Source organism: Streptomyces sp. NBC_00234 (genome assembly GCF_036195325.1).
In the GTDB taxonomy this organism is placed as follows: domain Bacteria; phylum Actinomycetota; class Actinomycetes; order Streptomycetales; family Streptomycetaceae; genus Streptomyces.
In genome coordinates this window covers 941,397-959,273 of the sequence record NZ_CP108101.1, presented here as the reverse complement: position 1 = coordinate 959,273, position 17,877 = coordinate 941,397, and the positions used below count along the sequence as shown (strand labels likewise).

General features: G+C 68.5%; 17 protein-coding genes and 1 pseudogene. 5 read left to right on the top strand and 13 right to left on the bottom strand.

Annotation, left to right across the window (positions count from 1 at the left end; translation table 11 throughout):
* Window positions 1–28: 28 nt before the first annotated feature.
* The gene (locus tag OG230_RS03905; protein WP_328908715.1) at window positions 29–1,057 is read right to left on the bottom strand and encodes a LacI family DNA-binding transcriptional regulator; all 1,029 of its coding nucleotides are present in this window, start codon (window positions 1,055–1,057) and stop codon (window positions 29–31) included.
* A gap of 182 nt (window positions 1,058–1,239) precedes the next feature.
* On the opposite strand from OG230_RS03905, the gene OG230_RS03900 reads away from it, so the two are divergent.
* Window positions 1,240–2,214: an ROK family protein gene (locus OG230_RS03900; protein WP_328908714.1), complete on the top strand. Its 975-nt coding sequence runs from the start codon at window positions 1,240–1,242 to the stop codon at window positions 2,212–2,214.
* A gap of 78 nt (window positions 2,215–2,292) precedes the next feature.
* Here the strand turns inward: OG230_RS03900 and OG230_RS03895 are convergent, their stop codons facing one another.
* The 4 genes from OG230_RS03895 to OG230_RS03880 all read right to left on the bottom strand — a co-directional run bounded on the left by OG230_RS03895 (window position 2,293) and on the right by OG230_RS03880 (window position 3,992).
* Complete coding sequence (locus tag OG230_RS03895) at window positions 2,293–2,478, bottom strand: hypothetical protein (protein WP_328908713.1); 186 nt, start codon at window positions 2,476–2,478, stop codon at window positions 2,293–2,295.
* Between the two features lie 341 nt (window positions 2,479–2,819).
* Complete coding sequence (locus OG230_RS03890; protein ID WP_328908712.1) at window positions 2,820–3,242, bottom strand: hypothetical protein; 423 nt, start codon at window positions 3,240–3,242, stop codon at window positions 2,820–2,822.
* Window positions 3,243–3,276: 34 nt separating this feature from the next.
* A complete protein-coding gene (locus tag OG230_RS03885) occupies window positions 3,277–3,603 on the bottom strand; it encodes a putative quinol monooxygenase (protein WP_328908711.1) in 327 nt (108 codons plus the stop codon).
* Window positions 3,604–3,605: 2 nt separating this feature from the next.
* The gene (locus OG230_RS03880) at window positions 3,606–3,992 is read right to left on the bottom strand and encodes a VOC family protein (RefSeq protein WP_328908710.1); all 387 of its coding nucleotides are present in this window, start codon (window positions 3,990–3,992) and stop codon (window positions 3,606–3,608) included.
* Window positions 3,993–4,055: 63 nt separating this feature from the next.
* On the opposite strand from OG230_RS03880, the gene OG230_RS03875 reads away from it, so the two are divergent.
* Window positions 4,056–5,021 (top strand): helix-turn-helix transcriptional regulator, encoded by a 966-nt coding sequence (locus OG230_RS03875; RefSeq protein WP_328908709.1) that lies wholly within the window; start codon window positions 4,056–4,058, stop codon window positions 5,019–5,021.
* 122 nt (window positions 5,022–5,143) lie between these two features.
* Here the strand turns inward: OG230_RS03875 and OG230_RS03870 are convergent.
* Window positions 5,144–5,369, bottom strand: a pseudogene (locus OG230_RS03870) (diaminopimelate decarboxylase); the annotation flags it as partial.
* A 352-nt stretch (window positions 5,370–5,721) separates the two neighbouring features.
* Between OG230_RS03870 and OG230_RS03865 the strand changes: the two are divergent.
* Complete coding sequence (locus tag OG230_RS03865; protein WP_328908708.1) at window positions 5,722–6,276, top strand: hypothetical protein; 555 nt, start codon at window positions 5,722–5,724, stop codon at window positions 6,274–6,276.
* Between the two features lie 486 nt (window positions 6,277–6,762).
* A complete protein-coding gene (locus tag OG230_RS03860) occupies window positions 6,763–7,632 on the top strand; it encodes a hypothetical protein (RefSeq protein ID WP_328908707.1) in 870 nt (289 codons plus the stop codon).
* 520 nt (window positions 7,633–8,152) lie between these two features.
* Here the strand turns inward: OG230_RS03860 and OG230_RS03855 are convergent.
* The 6 genes from OG230_RS03855 to OG230_RS03830 form a co-directional block, all read right to left on the bottom strand.
* Window positions 8,153–8,959, bottom strand: coding sequence for a carbohydrate ABC transporter permease (locus OG230_RS03855; protein ID WP_328908706.1), 807 nt, complete (start codon window positions 8,957–8,959; stop codon window positions 8,153–8,155).
* A gap of 125 nt (window positions 8,960–9,084) precedes the next feature.
* Window positions 9,085–10,107 carry an ABC transporter ATP-binding protein gene (locus OG230_RS03850; RefSeq protein ID WP_328908705.1) on the bottom strand — a complete coding sequence of 341 codons (1,023 nt, stop codon included), beginning with the start codon at window positions 10,105–10,107 and terminating at the stop codon, window positions 9,085–9,087.
* Window positions 10,108–10,109: 2 nt separating this feature from the next.
* On the bottom strand, window positions 10,110–10,871 hold the full coding sequence (locus OG230_RS03845) for a carbohydrate ABC transporter permease (protein WP_328908704.1): 762 nt from the start codon (window positions 10,869–10,871) through the stop codon (window positions 10,110–10,112).
* 89 nt (window positions 10,872–10,960) lie between these two features.
* Complete coding sequence (locus OG230_RS03840; protein WP_328908703.1) at window positions 10,961–11,386, bottom strand: hypothetical protein; 426 nt, start codon at window positions 11,384–11,386, stop codon at window positions 10,961–10,963.
* Window positions 11,387–11,400: 14 nt separating this feature from the next.
* Window positions 11,401–12,672 (bottom strand): ABC transporter substrate-binding protein, encoded by a 1,272-nt coding sequence (locus OG230_RS03835; RefSeq protein ID WP_328908702.1) that lies wholly within the window; start codon window positions 12,670–12,672, stop codon window positions 11,401–11,403.
* Between the two features lie 141 nt (window positions 12,673–12,813).
* The gene (locus OG230_RS03830; protein WP_328908701.1) at window positions 12,814–15,357 is read right to left on the bottom strand and encodes a WD40/YVTN/BNR-like repeat-containing protein; all 2,544 of its coding nucleotides are present in this window, start codon (window positions 15,355–15,357) and stop codon (window positions 12,814–12,816) included.
* 51 nt (window positions 15,358–15,408) lie between these two features.
* On the opposite strand from OG230_RS03830, the gene OG230_RS03825 reads away from it, so the two are divergent.
* Window positions 15,409–15,540 carry a hypothetical protein gene (locus tag OG230_RS03825; protein WP_328908700.1) on the top strand — a complete coding sequence of 44 codons (132 nt, stop codon included), beginning with the start codon at window positions 15,409–15,411 and terminating at the stop codon, window positions 15,538–15,540.
* A 980-nt stretch (window positions 15,541–16,520) separates the two neighbouring features.
* Here OG230_RS03825 and OG230_RS03820 read toward each other — a convergent pair.
* Window positions 16,521–16,919, bottom strand: a complete 399-nt coding sequence (locus tag OG230_RS03820; protein ID WP_328908699.1) for an AraC family transcriptional regulator ligand-binding domain-containing protein — start codon at window positions 16,917–16,919, stop codon at window positions 16,521–16,523.
* Window positions 16,920–17,877 lie beyond the last annotated feature (958 nt).

Genomic DNA, 17,877 nt, shown 5'->3' with positions numbered 1-17,877 from the left:
CGGCGCGCGTCGGCCGCACGAAGGGCCCTCAGGCGGGCGGGAGTTCGCCGGAGCCGCGGGGGACCAGTGTCGTCGGGAGTTCGACGCGGGCCGGGGGGTGGTCCGCGCCGTCGAGGCGGCGGAAGAGGTGTTCGGCCGCCGTGCGGCCGACCGCGGCGGCGTCCTGGGAGATGACGGTGATGCCGAGCAGGTCGGCCAGCTCGATGTCGTCGAACCCGACCAGGGCGACGGGTCGTTCGCGGTCCGCCAGGACGCGTACCGCCGTCACCGTCACACGGTTGTTGCCTGCGAAGAGGGCGGTGACCGGTTCGGGGCCGGAGAGCATCGTCTCGGCCGCCGTCCGGACCCGGGCCGGGTCGGTCGAGCCGAGGGAGACCCAGGCGTCGTCGACGGTGATGCCGGCGTCGGTCATCGCCGCGTGGTAGCCGCGCAGTCGCTCGGTCGCGGTGTGGATGCGGGGTTGGTCACCGATGAAGCCGATCCTGCGGTGGCCGTGCGCGATGAGGTGGGCGACGCCTTCGCGTGCGCCGCCGAAGCTGTCGGAGAGGACCATGTCGGCGTCGATCCGGCCGGCCGGGCGGTCCACGAAGACCGTGGCGATGCCCGCCTTTATCTCGGGCTCCAGGTAGCGGTGGTCGTCGCCCGCCGGGATCACGATCAGGCCGTCCACCCGGCGGGCGCAGAGCGCGAGGACCAGTTCCTGCTCGCGCTCGGGGTCCTCGGCGCTGGAACCGTTGATCAGGAGTGCGCCGTGGGCGCGGGCGACCTCTTCGACGGCGCGGCTCAGCGGACCGTAGAACGGGTCGGCCAGGTCCTCCAGGACGAGCCCGATGGAGGCGGTACGGCCCTTGCGCAGGACCCGCGCGCTGTCGTTGCGGCGAAAGCCGAGGGCGTCGATCGCTTCCTGGACGCGACGCTCGGTGTCGGGCGTGACGCCGGCCTCGCTGTTCACCACCCGGGAGACCGTCTTGAGGCCCACTCCGGCGCGGGCTGCCACATCTTTCATGGTCGGCCGGTTGCCGTAGCGGTTCTCGGAGTGACGGGCGGTCTCGGCCACGGTGCGCTGTCCTGTCGTCGGGTGAGGGTGATCCGGCCCCCGCGCGAGGGTGCCGTGAGGGGTGCCGGAGGCTGTGGCGTCGAGCATAGGCCCTGGACAACGTTGTCAGCTGAATGGAGACTGTGCAGACTATTGACTGAACGCGCAGGTCCGCCCCCTCACCATCCGGAGAGCCCACACCGATGCATACCGACCTCGTCGCCGCGCTCGACATCGGCGGCACCAAGATCGCCGGCGGGTTGGTGGACGGTGACGGCGCCCTCCTCGTGCGGACGCAGCGTCCGACGCCCGCCCGTGAGGGTGCCGAGGCGGTGATGGGGGCGGTCGCCGACGTCCTCGCCGAGCTGAAGGCGTCCTCGCTGTGGGAGCGGGCCGGTGCCGTCGGGATCGGCAGCGCGGGTCCGGTGGACGCGTCGGCCGGCACGGTCAGCCCGGTCAACGTCCCGGGCTGGCGGGACTTTCCCCTGGTCGACCGGGTGGCCGCGGCGACGGGCGGGCTGCCCGTCACGCTGGTCGGCGACGGCGTCGCGATGACCGCGGCCGAGCACTGGCTCGGTGCCGCCCGTGGGTACGACAACGCGCTCTGCCTGGTCGTCTCCACCGGAGTCGGCGGGGGCCTGGTGCTCGGCGGGAAGCTGCACCCGGGCCCCACGGGAAACGCCGGTCACATCGGTCACATCTGCGTGGACCTGGACGGCGACCTCTGCCCCTGCGGTGCGCGCGGCTGCGTCGAGCGCATCGCCAGCGGGCCGAACATCGCGCGCCGTGCCCTTGAGGGCGGCTGGCTCCCGGGCCCGGACGGCGACAGCACCGCCGCGGCAGTCGCCGCTTCCGCCCGGGCCGGAAACCCGGTGGCCATCGCCTCGTACGAGCGTGCCGCCCAGGCGCTGGCCGCCGGAATCGCCGCCACCGCGACCCTCGCCGAGATCGACATCGCAGTGATCGGCGGGGGTGTGGCCGGAGCCGGTGAGGTCCTCTTCGAGCCGCTGCGGCGGTCCCTGCGCGACTACGCCACGCTCTCCTTCGTCAGGCACCTCAAGGTCGCGCCCGCGGTGATGGGCACCGACGCGGGCCTGGTGGGCGCCGCAGCCGCCGCCTGGGCGGCGGAGGAGAAGCGGGCGGAAGCGAAGGGATCCCCGGCCGCGGCCGTCCGGTAGAGGCCCCGCCCAGGACTTCCAGGGGGTGCCCGGATCGTCAGGCCGGGCACCCCCTGGACCGTTTCCCGACCCCGGCGGTCAGGGGTTTCGGCGGCCTCGGTCCGTCGCCTGCTGGGGCACGATCACCAGGAAGGCGTCCTGCTCCAGGTCCATCACCACTTCGGCTGCCATGCCCTCCCCGCGGCGGGCCGCCGCGAACTCCTCCGCGGGCCAGCTGCCCCGCGGACCGCCCGCGGGAAACTGCTCAAGCACTGTCCGGCGCATGGCGCGCCCCCCTCGTCGTCCCTGTTGATGATGGCTCCAACGACGTCCCGCTCTTCCCGTTACGGCCGTTCCCACCCGGTCCCGGCCCGGAGGACTCGCACAGCGGGGGCGGCTCTCGGCAAGCGCGTCATGAGCCCGGTGTTTCGGGCGGAACCCGTAGGAACACGGGAGGAAACCCGCCTCGAAGATCGGCCCCAGTGCCGGCTTCAGGGCCGCCTGGCCGACGGTGCTTGGCCATTCCCGGCTTGTGGATCATCTGTTCGCGCACGGGAAGCGGTCGGAAGGTGCGGTCTCTCAGCTTGTTTTTCTAACCCTTTCGGCGTTCAGGGACTGAACTGGATTCAGAGTTTCAGTGGCCCGAAGGTGCCGTCTCGGAACGTGAAGACGGTCGGCTCGGTGTCGAACTCCTCCCGGAAGTACCCGCTGTAGCCAGGTTCTTCGACGTGGGGTGCGACCAGGTCCAGGACGGTGTAGAGGTCACCCATCATGTCGTCGAGCCAGAGGTTGCGGCTGAACAGTCCCCATGCGTGGAGCTCACCACCGGGCGTGAAGCCTCGGGACTGGCGTCGTAGGGACACGAAATCGCCTCCTGGCAGGCGACTGTCCGGATCCGGGGAGAGCAGTGGATACGAGTGCTCCTCCGCGTCGAGCTCTGGTGGACGCTCGAGGGCCAGGCCGAGGTGCCATCGCAGGGCTGCCAGGACCGTGTCGGGCGTGTCGTCCCGGAGGAAGCACGTGAAGACGACTTCGTAGTGGAGGCTCACGGGAGTGCATTCTTCCTGCGACCAGGGGCGTCTGTCACGGCTGGCCGTCGGCGGTGGGAACGCCTACTCCGCCGAGGACGGTGAGGTCTGTGCGGTGCGGTGGGGACGACAGCAGCGCGAGGACTTCTGCGGGGCCGGGGCCGCCGGCGGGCGGCGGAGCGGCAAGGGCGGCCTGCGCGCTGGTGTCGTCCTGCCAGACCTCGGTGACGTGCACCGTGTCCGGGTCTGCTGTGTCCTGGCTGATCAGGTAGATCTCACAGCCAGGGAAGCCGTGCAGCCTTTCCGCGACCCTCAGCAGGACGGCGGCGAGTTCGCCACCCCTGCCCGGATGCGCGGTCATGGTCATCAGTCTGCCGATCATGTTCAGACCAGAGTGGTGATGCAGAACGGGTGGCCAGCGGGGTCCAGCAGGACCCTCCACCGGTCGGGCTGGGGCTGAGTCGGGGGCTCGACAGCGCCCAGGGCCAGCAGGAGAGCCTGCGCGGACTCCAGGTCGTCGACGCCCAGTTCGATGTGGGCCTGCTTCTCCTGGGAAGGGTCCGGCCAGGTGGGACGCCTGTAGTCGGTCAGCCGATTGAACCCCAGTCCGGCCGAGCCCTCCTGGCCGAGCAGGATGAAGTCGTCGCTGGAGTAAGCGACGGGCAGGCCGAGGGCATCGCCGTAGAAGCGGGCCAGTTCGGCGGGGTCCGGGCAGTCGAAAGTGACGGCCGAGTAGTGGATCGCGGGTGCGGACGGGTTTCCAGTGCTCATGAGGAAGACGCTATGACGGGACCAGGACAGATTCGGTCCTGGTTATGCGGGACACTTCGGAACGTGATCAGCACATCCGCCCGTCTGCTGCGACTGGTCTCACTGCTGTCCGTGCGACCGTCGTGGACCTGCGGCGAGCTGGCCGACCAGATGACCGTCACCGAGCGCACGGTGCGGCGGGACATCGCCAGGCTCCGAGAACTCGGCTACGGAGTCGAGTCCGACCCCGGGCCATGGGGCGGTTATCGCCTCCGCGCCGGAGCACGGCTGCCGCCGTTGGTCCTCGATGACGAAGAGGCACTCGCCGTGGCCGTCGCGCTGCGCGAGGCCGCGCTCAGCGGCGTCCTCGGCAGCGACCAGGCCGCGCTGTCCGCCCTACTGAAACTGCGTCAGGTTCTGCCACGCCGGATCGCGGACAGGCTGGGTGAGATGGACGCCGCCTTCGTTCACACCACAAGGCTCGACGAGCCGCAGATCGCGCCCGGCATGCTGCTGGAATTGGCCGGCGCGTGTCTCCGGGGCGAGCGCAGCCGCCTGTCCTACCGCGATCGGGAAGGGAAGGCCACGGTCCGGGACGTCGACCCGTACCGCCTGGTGCACACGGGACGCCGTTGGTACTTCGTCGCCCGGGACGTGACCCGCGAAGAGTGGCGTACCTTCCGGGCCGACAGGGTCGGCCGGATACAGCCGACAGGGCGCCAGGTGGAACTCGTCGACCCACCTGACCCGGCTCTGCTTGTTTCCCGCGCCATAGCGACGGGCGCCTACCCGCTCTACGTGACGATCCGCCTCCCTCTGCCTGTGGAGCAGGCGCTTCGGCTGATCCCGCCGACGGTCGGTACCCACCGCCCGGAGGGCAGCGACGCCACGATCGTCGACATCGGCGGCCCCGACGCGGACGGGCTCGCGAAGTATCTCCTCAGCCTGGCCACACCGCTGCGGGTCCTGTCACCGGACGACGTACGGACAGCGCTGCTGCGCCGTACCCGGGAACTGTTCGAGGACAATGTGAACGGTCAGCCCCGGTAGAGAGACGTTGCACGAGGTGTTTACGAAGGAATCGGCTTCTTCTCTCCGAAGCAATTGGCGGATGCGTCAAGGCAGGTCGAGGGCCCCGCGTCGGGTCAGCAGTTCGGCAAGCTGAGCTTCGCGTCCAGGCCCAAACCTTCCTCCTCCACCCAGCGCACCATCGCGCGGGGGAGAAATGCCTTGGCGGCGTAGAGAACGTCCGCTTCTGGGAAGGCGTCCCGGTAGGCGCGGCACCGCCCGCGGACCTCACTCGTCCAGGACGTAGGCCGGTGTGTCGAACCGGTCTGCGATCTCTGCCAGGGACACCCGACCGACGGCCAGGTCACCGTGCGGAAGCCGGGTGCTGGAACGGCTGTATCGGGATGGCGGAGTCCGGGGCCGAAGCGGTTTCCAAACTGGCGGCTCAAGAAGTCCTCCAGAAGTCGTTCGGGAAACTTCTCGGAACCCCGGTCGGTTTGGTGGCCACAGCCGTCGACTTCTCAGTGAACCCGCCGTCGGACGACGAGATCCAGAACCTCAAGTTCTGGGAGAACTGGGGCAGCCCGTCAAACGACTGGCGCCGACACGGAGAGCGGGACTTCTGGGTCCAATGATGACCGAGCACAGCAGTCGACCGGGTGGAACCGGCCCGTAGGCTGACCGCCGGCCGGGCGCATGTGCGCCCGGCCGGCGGTCGCGCATCCGCTTCGTTGGAGGTCTGTTGCAAGGGCGTATATGGATCGACTGGCGCCTGGTGCTGTTCGCGGCGATCGTCGCGGTGGGAGTGCCGGGCCAGGCAGTTGTTGCCGATATCGGTCCACCGGCGCGGTTGGTGCTTGGCGTGATCGGTCTGTCGGCGTGGTGGTATCTGTTCCGGTGTCTGGCGGACGGCTGGGGCAGCCGATTGCTGCGGAGGGACGGCCGGGAGCCCTCGTTGGCGCCGTGGCTCGTATTCGTTCTCTGCTTCTATGCTCATGGGCTCCTGCTCGGCCATGCTTGGCGGGACTGCGGAGTGGGGGAGCCGGGCTCTACCCTGCTCCATGTCCTGGTCAGTTCAACCGTGATGGGTCTGGCCGGAGTGGCGGCGTGGATCGGACTGAGCGGGCCTCCGGACGCGCAGCGAGTGCTGGTTCCCGCTCTCGGCGTGCTCGCCCTGGCCGTACTGCTGCTCTGGCCTGCGATGACGGTGTGGCACCTTCTGGCGGGGGCCACCAGGCAGGCATGCGCATTGGGTGATGTGCCCGCGTGGTGGCCGGCACTGTTGCCCATCGGTTGATCACGCGTGTGCCGTCCGGCCGGAATCCAAGATCATCTGCACGGAGATGGGATGTCATGCACGGTATACGGCCGGGTCGCCGACTGCGCGGGGAAGGGCTCTGCTTTGCCGGGTTGGCGTTGGAGGGATGTGGCGGAGGCTACGCGCAGGGAACGTCCGTGCTCCCCGGGAGCGGTTGGCGACCCAGTCCGTATCGCGTACGGGGGCTGGCACCCGCGCCTCGGTGGCCGAGGTGCGCATGATGCGCCAGCTGGTGCGCGACGCGGTGACGACGTGGACCAGGACGATGCGATGTGTCTGCTTGAAGTCAGTCAGCTGGTAGCAGTGACGGTCGATCAAGTAGGGCGTGTCCTTGCAGGTCTCTGGCTTATGGCGATGGCTGGCCGCTGACACGAGGTGGTGCGTGCGCCTTGGCCCTGACGTGGAGCGGTGCATCCGCAGATGGCTCACTGCAACCGTGGATCTCGGAGCCTTGTCTACGTCTCTGTGACGACCAACCGACAGCTGCGATCAACTGCAGACAACCGGGAACTGCGCCTGTGGAAGGTCGGCCGGGCTCTGACCGTCACCTTCGCTGCTGCCGTCCTGGTCGCAGGCGGCATCTTCTACGGCCTGGTGGTCCTGTTGGGCTTCACGGGAATCGACACCACCGAGAAGCTCGACGCGTCGACGCTCTTCGACTTGGTGAAGCTCTCCTTCGGGGTGGTCGCCGGGGCGGGCGCGCTCGTCGCCCTGGTCGTGGCTTACCGCCGCCAGCGCGTCGACGAGGCTGGCGCCCACCGTGAGGCCACCCGGCTCCATACCGAACGCTTTTCCCAGGCCATCGACAAACTCGGTTCCGCCTCCCCGCCCGTCCGGCTGGGCGGGGTTCACGCTCTGGCCGGCCTCGCCGACGACGCACCCACGCGGGACCTACGCCAGACCTGCATCGACGTCCTATGCGCCTACCTTCGCCTGCCTTTCTCTCCTGATCCCGGCGACCCGCCCGACGGCACCTCGCTCACCGACGAGCAGCGCGAGGCCCACGAGGACAAGAGCAACCGGTACCGTGAACAACGCGAGGTGCGGCACACGATCTTGCGTCTCATCGGCGATCACTATCGACGTCCTCAGGGAACCAGCCGCTCCTGGCAAGGGCACAACCTCGACCTCACTGGTGCAAGCATCGACGGCTGGCTGGACTTCACCGGTGCCACGTTCTCCGACGGCAACCTGGACTTCGCCAGCGCCACGCTTGCTATTGGGCGGCAGGGTGATCTTCACTGCGGCCAGATTCTGCGGCGGCAGGGTGTCTTTCAGCAACGCAAAGTTCTCCCCTGGCGGCACACTGGACTTGGACAAGGCCACGTTCTCTGATCGCAGCAGGGTGTTCTTCATGGGCACCGAGTTCTCCAGCGGCGGGGCCAGTTTCGACAATGCACGTTCTCCGGCGGCTACGTGATCTTCTCGAGCTCTGTGTTCTCCGGCGGCAGGGTGAGCTTCAAACACGCCACGTTCTCCGGCAGCGCGGTGTCCTTCCTCAGCGTCACGTACTCCGGCGGCAGCGTGTCTTTCGATCTTGCGACGGGCTCAGCTCCTCACGGGCTCCTCGAATCCACCGGTGCTCCCCCTCCCGCCGTCGTCACCCTTCCCGCTACCTGGCTGCCCCCTGATCCATAGCGCCTAGGGAGGCGGAAACGGTCATAAGCGCCGGGTCCTGCAGTCATCGTCCTGGCTGCAACCGTTGACTTTGGTGGAGCCGGTCGGCGTCCACCCCCGCTCATCGGTGTCCCAGGTCGGACAGCAAAGTCCTGCTGGTGTAGCCGGTCGTCTCAAACCGGAAGCGCACGTCTCGACGTATCAGCCGCCGGCCTCCGCCACTGCCTGCGGATTCGGGTCAGAGCAGCTCGAGAAGACGGGTGCGGTGAAGAACGATCAGCTGAGCGGCTGCGACGGCAGCAGCGGTGACCAGCAGCGTGATCGAGAGGGTGCTGGCATACCCGAGCTCGCCGTACAGGAATGCGCGGCGGTAGACGTAGAGCGGTGCCACCAGTGTCGCGGAGTGCGGTTCGCCGGCTGTGATCAGCAGGGCCGGGATGAACGTGGTGTGCAGGAGGAGGACGACGTCCCGCAGTGCGAGCAAAGTAAGGATCGGTGCCATCAGCGGCAGCGTGATGCGTCTGAAGGTGAAGGTGCGTCCCGCGCCTTCCATGGCGGCGGCTTCGTGCAGGGAGCGTGGCAGGAGGCGGCGGGCTGCGAGGGCGACGAGGAAACCCTCGCCCATCTGGAGGGATGCGACGAGCGCGAGTCCGCCTCGTGCTGCAGCAGGGTCGGTGAACCAGCCGGGTGAGGGGAGGCCGAATGCTTCGAGGGTGAGGGGGAGCGGCCCGTAAAGAGGGTTGAGCAGCCAGAGCCACAGGAGAGCCCATGCGGCGTCAGGAATGATGGACGGCAGGAATACTGCGGTGCGGGCGGCGCTGTTCACGCTGCTGCGGCGGTGGAGTAGCAACGCGCAGCCGATGGCGAGTGCGGTTCGCAGGGGTATGGCTATGGCTGCGATCTTGGCCGAGTTGGCGAGAGAGTGCCAGAAGGTTTCGTCGGTGGCGAGTCGGTGCCAGTTGTCGAGGCCGGTGAATGAGGGGGCGCCGAAACCGTAGTAGTCGGTGAAGGCGAGCCATGCCGAGCCGATGAGTGGGATGCCCACCAGAAGGGCTGTGGCGGCGAGCCATGGTAGGGCCAGTGCTGTCGGCCGATGTCTGAGTGAGGGTGTGCGCACGCTGCCCCATCTGCGGTGAGGAGTGGGCCGAGTGGGTCGGCAGTGTTGATCGTTCATGCGGTGCGCGGTCCTTCGGCCGAAGCGAAGTGGTGTTCGTCGGCGTTGCTCCAGGTGATGCCGGTCTCGCTTCCGGGCCGGGGCACAGCGGCCGAGGACGGCACCCTGACCAGAATGCGCGTGGTGTCGGGGCACACGACGTGAAGGACCGTCTCTTCGCCGCTTGGCTCCACGGCGGCGACGCGTCCCGTCAGATGCCCGTGTCCGGCAGGTGCCAGGTGTGTGCGCTCAGGTCGGATGCCGGTCACCGGACCGTTCTCGCGGCCCAGCGCTTCGGGTGGCAGCAGGTTCATCGGCAGAGCTCCGATGAAGCGTGCGATGAATGCCGTGCCTGGGCGCGCGTAGAGCTCGTCAGGTGTGCCCACCTGCTCGATGCGGCCTGCTCGGACGACGGCGATACGGTCGCCCAGAGCAAGTGCCTCGGTCTGGTCGTGGGTGACGTAAAGCATCGACACGCCCAGGCGGCGCTGGAGTTCGCGGATTTCGGCGCGCGTGCGCAGTCGCAGGTCGGGGTCGAGGTTGGCGAGGGGTTCGTCGAGGAGGAAGGCATTGGGCCGGCGGATCATGGCCCGGGCGAGTGCTACGCGTTGGCGTTCTCCACCTGACAGTTCGCGGGGGTACCGGGCCAGAGCGGCGGTGAGGCCGAGCATGGATGCGGCCTGATCGACGTCGGTGGTGATCTGGGTCTTGGGCACGCCTCGGGCGCGCTGGCCGAAGGCGATGTTCTCGGCGACGGTGAGGTGGGGGAAGAGCGCGTAGTCCTGGAAGACCAGTGAAATGTCTCGATCGCCCGGTGCGGCCGTCGTGACGTCGCGTCCGCCGATCTCGATTCGACCGGCGTCGAGTGCCTCGAGTCCGGCGGTTGCTCTGAGCAGAGTGCTTTTACCGGAACCTGACGGTCCTACGACCACCATGAGCTCGCCCCTGGCCACCTGCAGATCGACCTCGGTCAGGGCGGTGATGGACTGCTTACGGCGTGAACGGTAGGACTTGTGTGCACCGTGGATTGCGATGCCCATGGTCATGTCTCCAAGCCGCGGCGGGGGGCGAGCGCTCGTTGTGCGGCCAGGAAGGCGAGCGCGACGGGGGCGGTGGCCATGACGGCTGCTGCCATGTAGAGCGGATGCAGTGTCGGCTCGAGTGCGGCGAGGGTGCGCAGGCCGAGTGCGACTGGCCAGTCGTCCTCCGTGGTGAGCAGGATGAGCGGGTCGATGAAGTTCCCCCAGTAGGCGGCGAAGGCGAGCGCGGCCACGGCGAACATGGTCGGCCGGGCGAGTGGGAATGCGACCGACCTCCAGATACGAAACGCCGATGCCTGTTCGACTGCCGCGACCTCGTACAAGGACCGTGGGATGCGGTGGTAGGCGAGTGCGAAGAGCAGCACGTAGAACGGTGTGGTTCCCATGACCGCGGGCAGCGCGACGACGAGGGTGTGGTCGGTCAGCCCCAGCTGCTCCAGCATCACCTTGCGCGGCACCCACATGGCGGACGCGGGCATGCTGAGCATCACCAGCGCGATGCCGATCAGCGGGCGTCGTACGGCGGGGCGCGCCATGGCGATCGCGAACCCGGCCCAGGAGGCGACAAGTACGGTGACCGGTACCGCGGTTGACACGACGAGGACCGAGTTCAGCAGCTGCTGGCCGAGCGGGATCAGCCCCGCAACGGTCCCGTAGTTACCCGACCAGAACACGTCCGGCCGGAGTTCGAGCCCGCCAGGAGGCGGCAGTCCAGGCTTGCGCAGCGAGCCGACGGCCATGATGGCCAGCGGGGAGAGGAACACGACCCCGACCATGCAGGCCGCCAAGGCCCGTCCTGCCGTGCTGCCGCGAAGTCGAGCCGATCGCCGTACAGATGCCTCCCGATGCTCTGTCATTTCGGGGGCTCCGGTAGTTCCGCATTCGTCATGACCTGGCCGCACGGCGCCTCGGCCATGCTGATGATCCCCTGGCCGTGGGGTGTCTTGACGAAGACCTCCACGTCGATACCGTCATCCTCCGCGCTGAGGACGGTGAAGCCGGCTTCGTCCACCAGCTTGTGCATGCGTATGACGGCATCCCGGAACGATGCCCGGGTGGAGATCACCACAGAGGTGAAGTCGGGCTGCTTGCTGACGGCGGTGACCACACCGAGCTCGTCGGCCTTGAACCCGGACGGTATGTCCGGGATATCGGCTGCCGGGCTGGGGCTCGGGCAGATGGCAGCGGCTTCTGCCGCGCCGGGCCCGGGTTCGGTGTTTGACGTGGGGAGGGTGCAGGCCGTCAGCAGGGATACGCCGGCCCCTGCGGTGATCAGCACTGACAGAAGCCTCCTCATCGGGTGCCGTCACTGGAGGTGAACAACGGCCGGGTGCGCTCGTCGATCCGCTTGATCACGTCATCCAGGGGTGCACCGTCGTAAAAGGCGCGGGCCAGTTCCTCGCCGGCTATGTCCTCGATCTCCGGCCAGGTTGCCAGGACCGGGAGGCTCTTGAGATGCGGAATGCCGTCAAGGAACGCCTGGGAGTTGGCCGGCTTCCTGACAGGGTTGAGGAAGGCCGACGACTTGGCGACCTCGCGAAGGGAGGGCACCACACGTCCGCTCAACGCGGTGATCCGCTGGCCGTCCTTCCCGATGGCGAAGGCGATGAAGCGGGCGGCTTCGTCGTGGTGCTTCGACTTGCGGGCGATGCAGTAGGCGTCCGAGTGCAGGACGCCGGCCGGCTTGCGGGTCACCGGCAGGGCGGCGACGTCCCAGTCGAGACCCTGTACTTCGCGCAGGGCCGGGGTTTCCTTACGGGAATCGAGGAACATCGCGAGCTTGCCGGAGGCGAATCGGGCCTGCAGGTCCTGACCCGCGAGCTCCGTTCTGTCCGGTCCTGTTCCATCGCCACGCACGAGCTGCACCAGCGACTCCAGGGTCTGCCGAGCAGCGGGTGTGTCGAGCGTGAGTCGCGTCGGGTGCTCGGGGTCGTCGACGATGTCGCCGCCGTTGCTCCAGACGAACGGAGCAAGGCGCACGAGGGAGGGATCCAATCCCAGGCCATGGACGCCGTCGTCGGTGAGTCGGATGGCCGCTTCCTTGAACTGCTCGAAGGTCCACCCCGGCGTCGGGGCTTGCATACCCGCCTTGGCGAACAGCGTGCGGTTGTAGTAGACGACCAGCGAGGAGAGGTTCTGGGGCATGCACTGCACCTGCCCGTCGTACGTGAACGCGCTGATCGGCTGCTGGTAGTAGTCCGCGGTGTCCACGCCGACGCCGGCCAGGCGAGGGCCGATCGGTTCGATCGCGCCGCGGGCCGCGAACTGGGCGTACTCCCGGTAGTTGATCAGGAAGACATCCGGCGGATTGCCGCCGGCGAACGCTGTCGACAGGCGGGTGAGGTGATCGGACTTCTCCGCGACGGGCACGATGTGCACCTTCGTCCCGGGATGGCTCTGCTCGTAGGTTTTCGCTATCGCGCTATATCCGGCAGTCTCCCCCGGCTCGCCCGAGACCTGGACACGGATGGTCGTGTCGCCGCTGGTGGCGGGCACGGCCGTGGTTCCGCAGCCGACCAGGAGGGCCGCGACACCTGCCGCGAGGGCCATTCGACGCTTGATCATCTTTCTCACTTTTCTCTGTATGCAGCTGCACATCAGCTAAGCCTTGCCACCTCTGGGAGGCGGGCCGGGCCCCACCCTGTGGCGCGAGTTGATCCAGGGCGAGGGGCCGCGGGTGCGGCCCCTCGCGGTGTTTCTTGAGCGTCATTCAGCGCCGAGATTGAGCCGCCAGGCTCCGAGCCCGTGGGTCGCGGCGTAGAGGATCTGCTTGCCCGGCACGACGGTCAGGCCCGCCACCTCGACGTTGGGTATCCCCGGAGCGCTTTTGGTCCACGTCGTGGTCCCGGCCGCGAGCCGCAGCACGCCGAAGTCGGTTGCCGCGTAGAGGTCACCGGTAGCGTCGTCGCGCACCAGGTCATTGACCGGTGTGTCACCGAAGTCGTACGAGCGGTCGGTCCAGCTGGCCGTGCCGGTCGCCGGGTCGAACCGGACCTCGAACATGTGCCCCGTTGTGGTCGGCGTGGCCGAGTCGAAGCCGCTGTAGGAGATCCAGGCGTGGTTTTCGTCAGCGGGGTCGACGTGGATGCTGCTGATGAACCGGTTCGGGGTCACCGCGTCGTCGTCGATCCGGGTCCAGGAGACCGAGGTCGCCGACTCCGCGTCGACGTTGTGGGAGATGAACACCCGGCCGGTGGCCGTCGCCGCCCAAGCGGTCGCGGTGTCGGCGGTGGTGCGCTCGACGGCCACCACCCCGCGCCCGGACCGGTCGCCCCAGGAAGTGGCGTTGAGCGGGTCGGACCCGAGCTCGACCCAGTCGCCGCACACCACGGTGCGGTCGCGGGTCCTGAGATTGCAGAGCCGATTGGCCTCCTCGGGCGTCCGGTCACCGAGCCCGAACGTCTTGGTCCGGTAGACCGACCGTCCCGCGCCGGCGAACATCGTGCCGCTGACCTTCGGGTCGCTGATGACCGGCGCGTAGAACTCGGTGAAGGCCTTCCCGTTGATCGGGTCGCTGGTCCAGATCCAGTCGTCGCTGTTCCCGTTGCTGAAGTTCACCTCCACAGCCGTGCCGGAGAAGGTGTGGAAGCGGAACTCCGGCCGGCCGACGTCGAAGCCCGACTGGCCGCCGTCGCCGATCGCGGTGTTCCGCCACAGGTTCGGGCTGCCGTCGGTCTGCCAGGTGCCGTTGTCCTGTGTCCCGCCCTGTAGCAGGCCGCTGTTGTGCGGGCTGACCGACAGGCTGTTGAACTGCAAGGTGGACAGTCCCTTGTTGAGGCTCTGCAGCTCACTCGGGATGCGGGAGAGCATCTGCCTGCAGCGGGGTTTCGCTTTCTCGCTCATGATCCGGCGAGGGCTGTCGCACCACGCCGAGCGGTCGACGAACGTGCCGCTGGACCGCATCATGCCGCCGTCGCTGGCCTCAAAGAACTGGAACGGGTTGTTGGGGTTCGTCACCAGGGCCTGCTGGTCCGGGTGCAGGCCGTTCGGATGCAGCTCGTCGGTGCCGTCGAACGTCATGTCGGTACCGCTCTCCCCGGCGTCGGTGGAGAGCACCACCGCCTTCTTGTTGGCGGTGGTGTCACCGTAGGAGTAGGAACCGCCGACGTAGACCACGTCAGGGTGCCCCTCCGGGGTGTGGACGAAGATGTCGTACCAGCACAGCTGGCCGCAGAGGCCTAGCCAGGCGTACCCGGGGTTGGCGACGTCGGAGCTGGTCAGATCGGTGAAGGCCGGGGTGCCGGTGGCCACGTCATCGCTGCGGAACAGCCGGGAGGCCGGCTTGCTCATGTTGCCCTCGTGGACGTACATCCGGGTCTTGCCGTTCGGCAGCCGGGTCACGTCGAAGGCGGGCCGGGTATAGGCGATCGTCGCGTTGAGCGACGGCTTGATCTGCGTCCAGGTGGCACCGCCGTCCGGCGACCGCCAGATGCCCCGCGCCCACGAGCCCGCGTACACGGTCTCCGGGTCGCTGGGGTCCAGTTCGACGCCCTGGACACCCTGCGGCGAGCAGGCGGTCTCGTTGTTGTACTCGGCTTGGCTGCCGGTGCAGTCCGCGGCGTCGGCCGACCCGTTGTGGACGAAGGCCCAAGTGGCTCCGCCATCAGTGGACTTGTAGAGGCCCCACTTGGCCGAGTCGGGCACCGGACGGCTGATCCCGGAGCAGCAGACGCTCGACACACCGCGCATCGCGGTGCTGGTGCCGACGTAGATCGTCCGGGGGTCACCCGGCTCGATCGCGATCTGGCCGATGCCCTTGCCACCGAGTTCCGCCTGGCCCAGTGGCCCGGTCCAGGTTTCGCCGGCGTCGGTGGACTTGTAGATGCCGACGCCGGCCACGCAACCGGAGGAGCAGCCGTTGGCCTCGCCAGTGCCGACGTAGACCGTGTTGCCGGTAGCGTCGTTGCGGTCGATGGTCAGCGAACCGGCGGCGTTGATGCCCAGCGGCCCGCCGAGGTACCGCCAGGGCGGCTCGTCGGCGAGCGCGTTGTCGGTCCGCCAGACGCCACCACCGGCGGCCGCGATCCACATCTTGCAGCGACCCGGTACGCAGGTGGGGCTGATCGCCACTGCAGTGGTACGGCCGCCCGCGACGTACTCGTTGGGCAGATAGCTGGACGAGTCGCGGTTCTCGGAGTACGGGTAGACCGCCTCCTTGGGCCCCACCGAGACCCAAGTGCCCTTCTTTCCCTTGCCCGTCGGGAACGAGCGGCCCTTGGCCGTGCGGTAGGCGGCGCGCGCGCCGTTCATCTGCGCCACGGTGATGGTGTCACCGGGGTAGGCGCGCCGGAGGAATGCGGCTTGCCCGGCGGATCCCGGGTTTTCCTCGCCCTCCTCGCCGGATTCCCCGCCTTCCTCGAACAGGGCACCAGGGGCGGCCTGGTGCAGCTTGTCCAGATCCTGACCCAGCTCGACCTGTGCTCCGGTTCCTGACGGATAAGTTGCCACTACACAGGCCAAGACAGCGAGAATCCCGGCCACGAGTGCGGCGAGCAATTGGCGACGTCTGCGCGTCACGTGAATTCCTTTCTGCGTGCGAGTCGACCGGCGGCCCGGCAGGGCAGCCATCGCCAATCGATAGGCGAGGATTGAGCGGGGTCTGCGAGCATTGGCCCGCCCGTATTCGGCGAGGCTTGGCCGAATAAGCGAGAGACGGCTGCGGCGAGTCACGTCTCGCCCCGGCCGGGCCCTCGGGTTGGTTTCATCGCTTCATCGATTCACCTCAGCGCGTTGGGACGCTTCGGGAATCGTCTGCGTGGCGGTGTCCCCAGCACTGTCGGTCGCTCCGGCGGCAGCGCGGAGAAGGCTGTCGCCGACCGAAGTCGGGCAGGCTCTGGTTGACGGCGGTATGGGCAGACGGGGCGGGCCGGCGGCATTCGCCGGGGTGGTCGATATGACCACCCCGAGGACGGTGATGCCGGTGATCGCGGCGGCCAACCGTTGCCCGAAGCGCCTCATCGCCAGGCCTCGTGAGATGCCGTTCCTTCGAGTTCGCCGTGAACGTGGTGAGGAATGCACAAGCGCCTCCTCACTTGGTGCGGGCCGGTGCTGCTCTCCGGAGCGATCGGTGCCGTAGCGCCTGGGCTGCGGACCGCGCGCCCTGCTGCGGCGGCAGCGATCCGCCACCGGCCGATCAGCCTGCGGGGTTCGTCCCGGAACCTCGCTGCATCAAGAGCCAGGACGGCTGGGCCGGTCGAGGCGGCCCGTCGGATTCGACCGTGCGGCAGAAGCCTTGCGGACGTGGGGCCGGGCGACGGTTCGCGGACCAGGCCCCGGCCGGCGCGGGCTGCGGCGCCCGCATGGGGCTAACTGGCAACGGGCGAAGGTGCTGTTGTCCACGCGGTTGAGTGTTGTTCCCGCACCGGCTACCGGACTACTGGGCAGATGACCCAACTTTGCCACCACGCACCCACCTAGGGGCTTTCGTTCGGATCAGGCCGGACCCCGCGAGCCCGGCATGATCCCAACGAGAGGCCCCAGCGGCCGTCGACGGCCAGGTCATCGATGACGACGCCGGCTTCGACGACCCTCACGGCCGGCGCCGTCCGGGACGACACCTCGAGTGCGCACCCTGATGGTGCGGCGGCGCGCTGAGCGGCCCGAGGCGGAGAACCTGGGATTGGCAACAGCAGTGCCTCCTTGTACATGTGTTCATGGCGCAGCAGCAGCTCCAGCACACTGCGGACGTGCGGTTCCTCGCGGAGGGCGCGGCTGATGGGGCCGAGACTGCCGAGTTGCCGGAGCTCGGACATCCGCGGGCCGAAGTCCTCACGGCCGGAGTCGGCCGCCGAGAGTTCCAGCAGACTGACCACGGCCGCACCGGAGATCTACCTGTCCTGCGAGGTCAGGGCGGCGACGTCCAGGCCCACGCTCTGCATCAGCAACTGCGGGTCGATGCCCAGCTTGGCTCAACTGCGCATAGTCGTTGAGCGCCGCGGTGCGAACAAGCGGTCTCATCGCGCTCCTCTCGGTCCTGTCCCCGAAAGGCAAGTCGACTGTCCCGCCACGTCAAGTGCTCGGATGTCGCGCGACCTATCGTTGTGGTTCCGCGGGTTGCACCGCACGTGACCCACGGCCAGCCGGCGACCGCGCAGGACACCCTGGCGGATGATCCCCCGTTCGACCACGGACAGGGCGCGCGGCACCGGGCCCGCGGCAGACGCGCCGGCCGTGCCGACCCAAGGAGGCAACGACTTGACCAACCTCGCCACATTCCTGGTGCACGGCGGTCGCGTCGCCGTATACGAGTCCGAGGCAGTCCTGACGTACGCGGAACTTGACGACGCGAGTGCCCGAGTGGCGACGCTGCTCCGCGCCGACGGGCGAGACGTCCTGATTGTTGTCGAGCCCACTTCATACGACTCGGACACGGACCGCCGGGACCGGGAGCGACCCTCACTTCGGCCATCGCGCCGCGCGCGAGTCCGCCGCTCGGCAGAGCGGCGGACGCCACATTGCGATGACCTCCCACCCCGACGCCGATACCCGCCTCATCCTCGATGCCGTCCGCATTGCGCAGGCACGAGCGGGCCGGCCGGATCACAGGCACGGAACATCGCAGCACACACCGCCGCGAACGCGCCGCCCGCAGAAGCCGATGCACTGGAGGGCCACGGCGGCGCACCCGGGGCGCCGCCGCCTGCCCCGGGCACACCCGAGGACAGTCCCACAAGACTCTCGGTCCCACCTGGTGCTGCTTCCGCCGTGGCCTACCTGCCCGCCATCCCGCCTTGTAACCTCTACTCACGCTGCTCCCTGACCACCCGACCC

What these genes read in the sequence shown, in the direction of transcription:
- OG230_RS03900 (WP_328908714.1), top strand. Translation starts at nt 1,240, where the DNA reads ATGCATACCGACCTCGTCGCCGCGCTCGACATCGGCGGCACCAAGATC.
- OG230_RS03885 (WP_328908711.1), bottom strand. Translation starts at nt 3,603, where the DNA reads ATGATCGGCAGACTGATGACCATGACCGCGCATCCGGGCAGGGGTGGC.
- OG230_RS03850 (WP_328908705.1), bottom strand. Translation starts at nt 10,107, where the DNA reads ATGGGCATCGCAATCCACGGTGCACACAAGTCCTACCGTTCACGCCGT.
- OG230_RS03835 (WP_328908702.1), bottom strand. Translation starts at nt 12,672, where the DNA reads ATGATCAAGCGTCGAATGGCCCTCGCGGCAGGTGTCGCGGCCCTCCTG.
- OG230_RS03830 (WP_328908701.1), bottom strand. Translation starts at nt 15,357, where the DNA reads ATGAACGGCGCGCGCGCCGCCTACCGCACGGCCAAGGGCCGCTCGTTC.
- OG230_RS03895 (WP_328908713.1), bottom strand. Translation starts at nt 2,478, where the DNA reads ATGCGCCGGACAGTGCTTGAGCAGTTTCCCGCGGGCGGTCCGCGGGGC.
- OG230_RS03880 (WP_328908710.1), bottom strand. Translation starts at nt 3,992, where the DNA reads ATGAGCACTGGAAACCCGTCCGCACCCGCGATCCACTACTCGGCCGTC.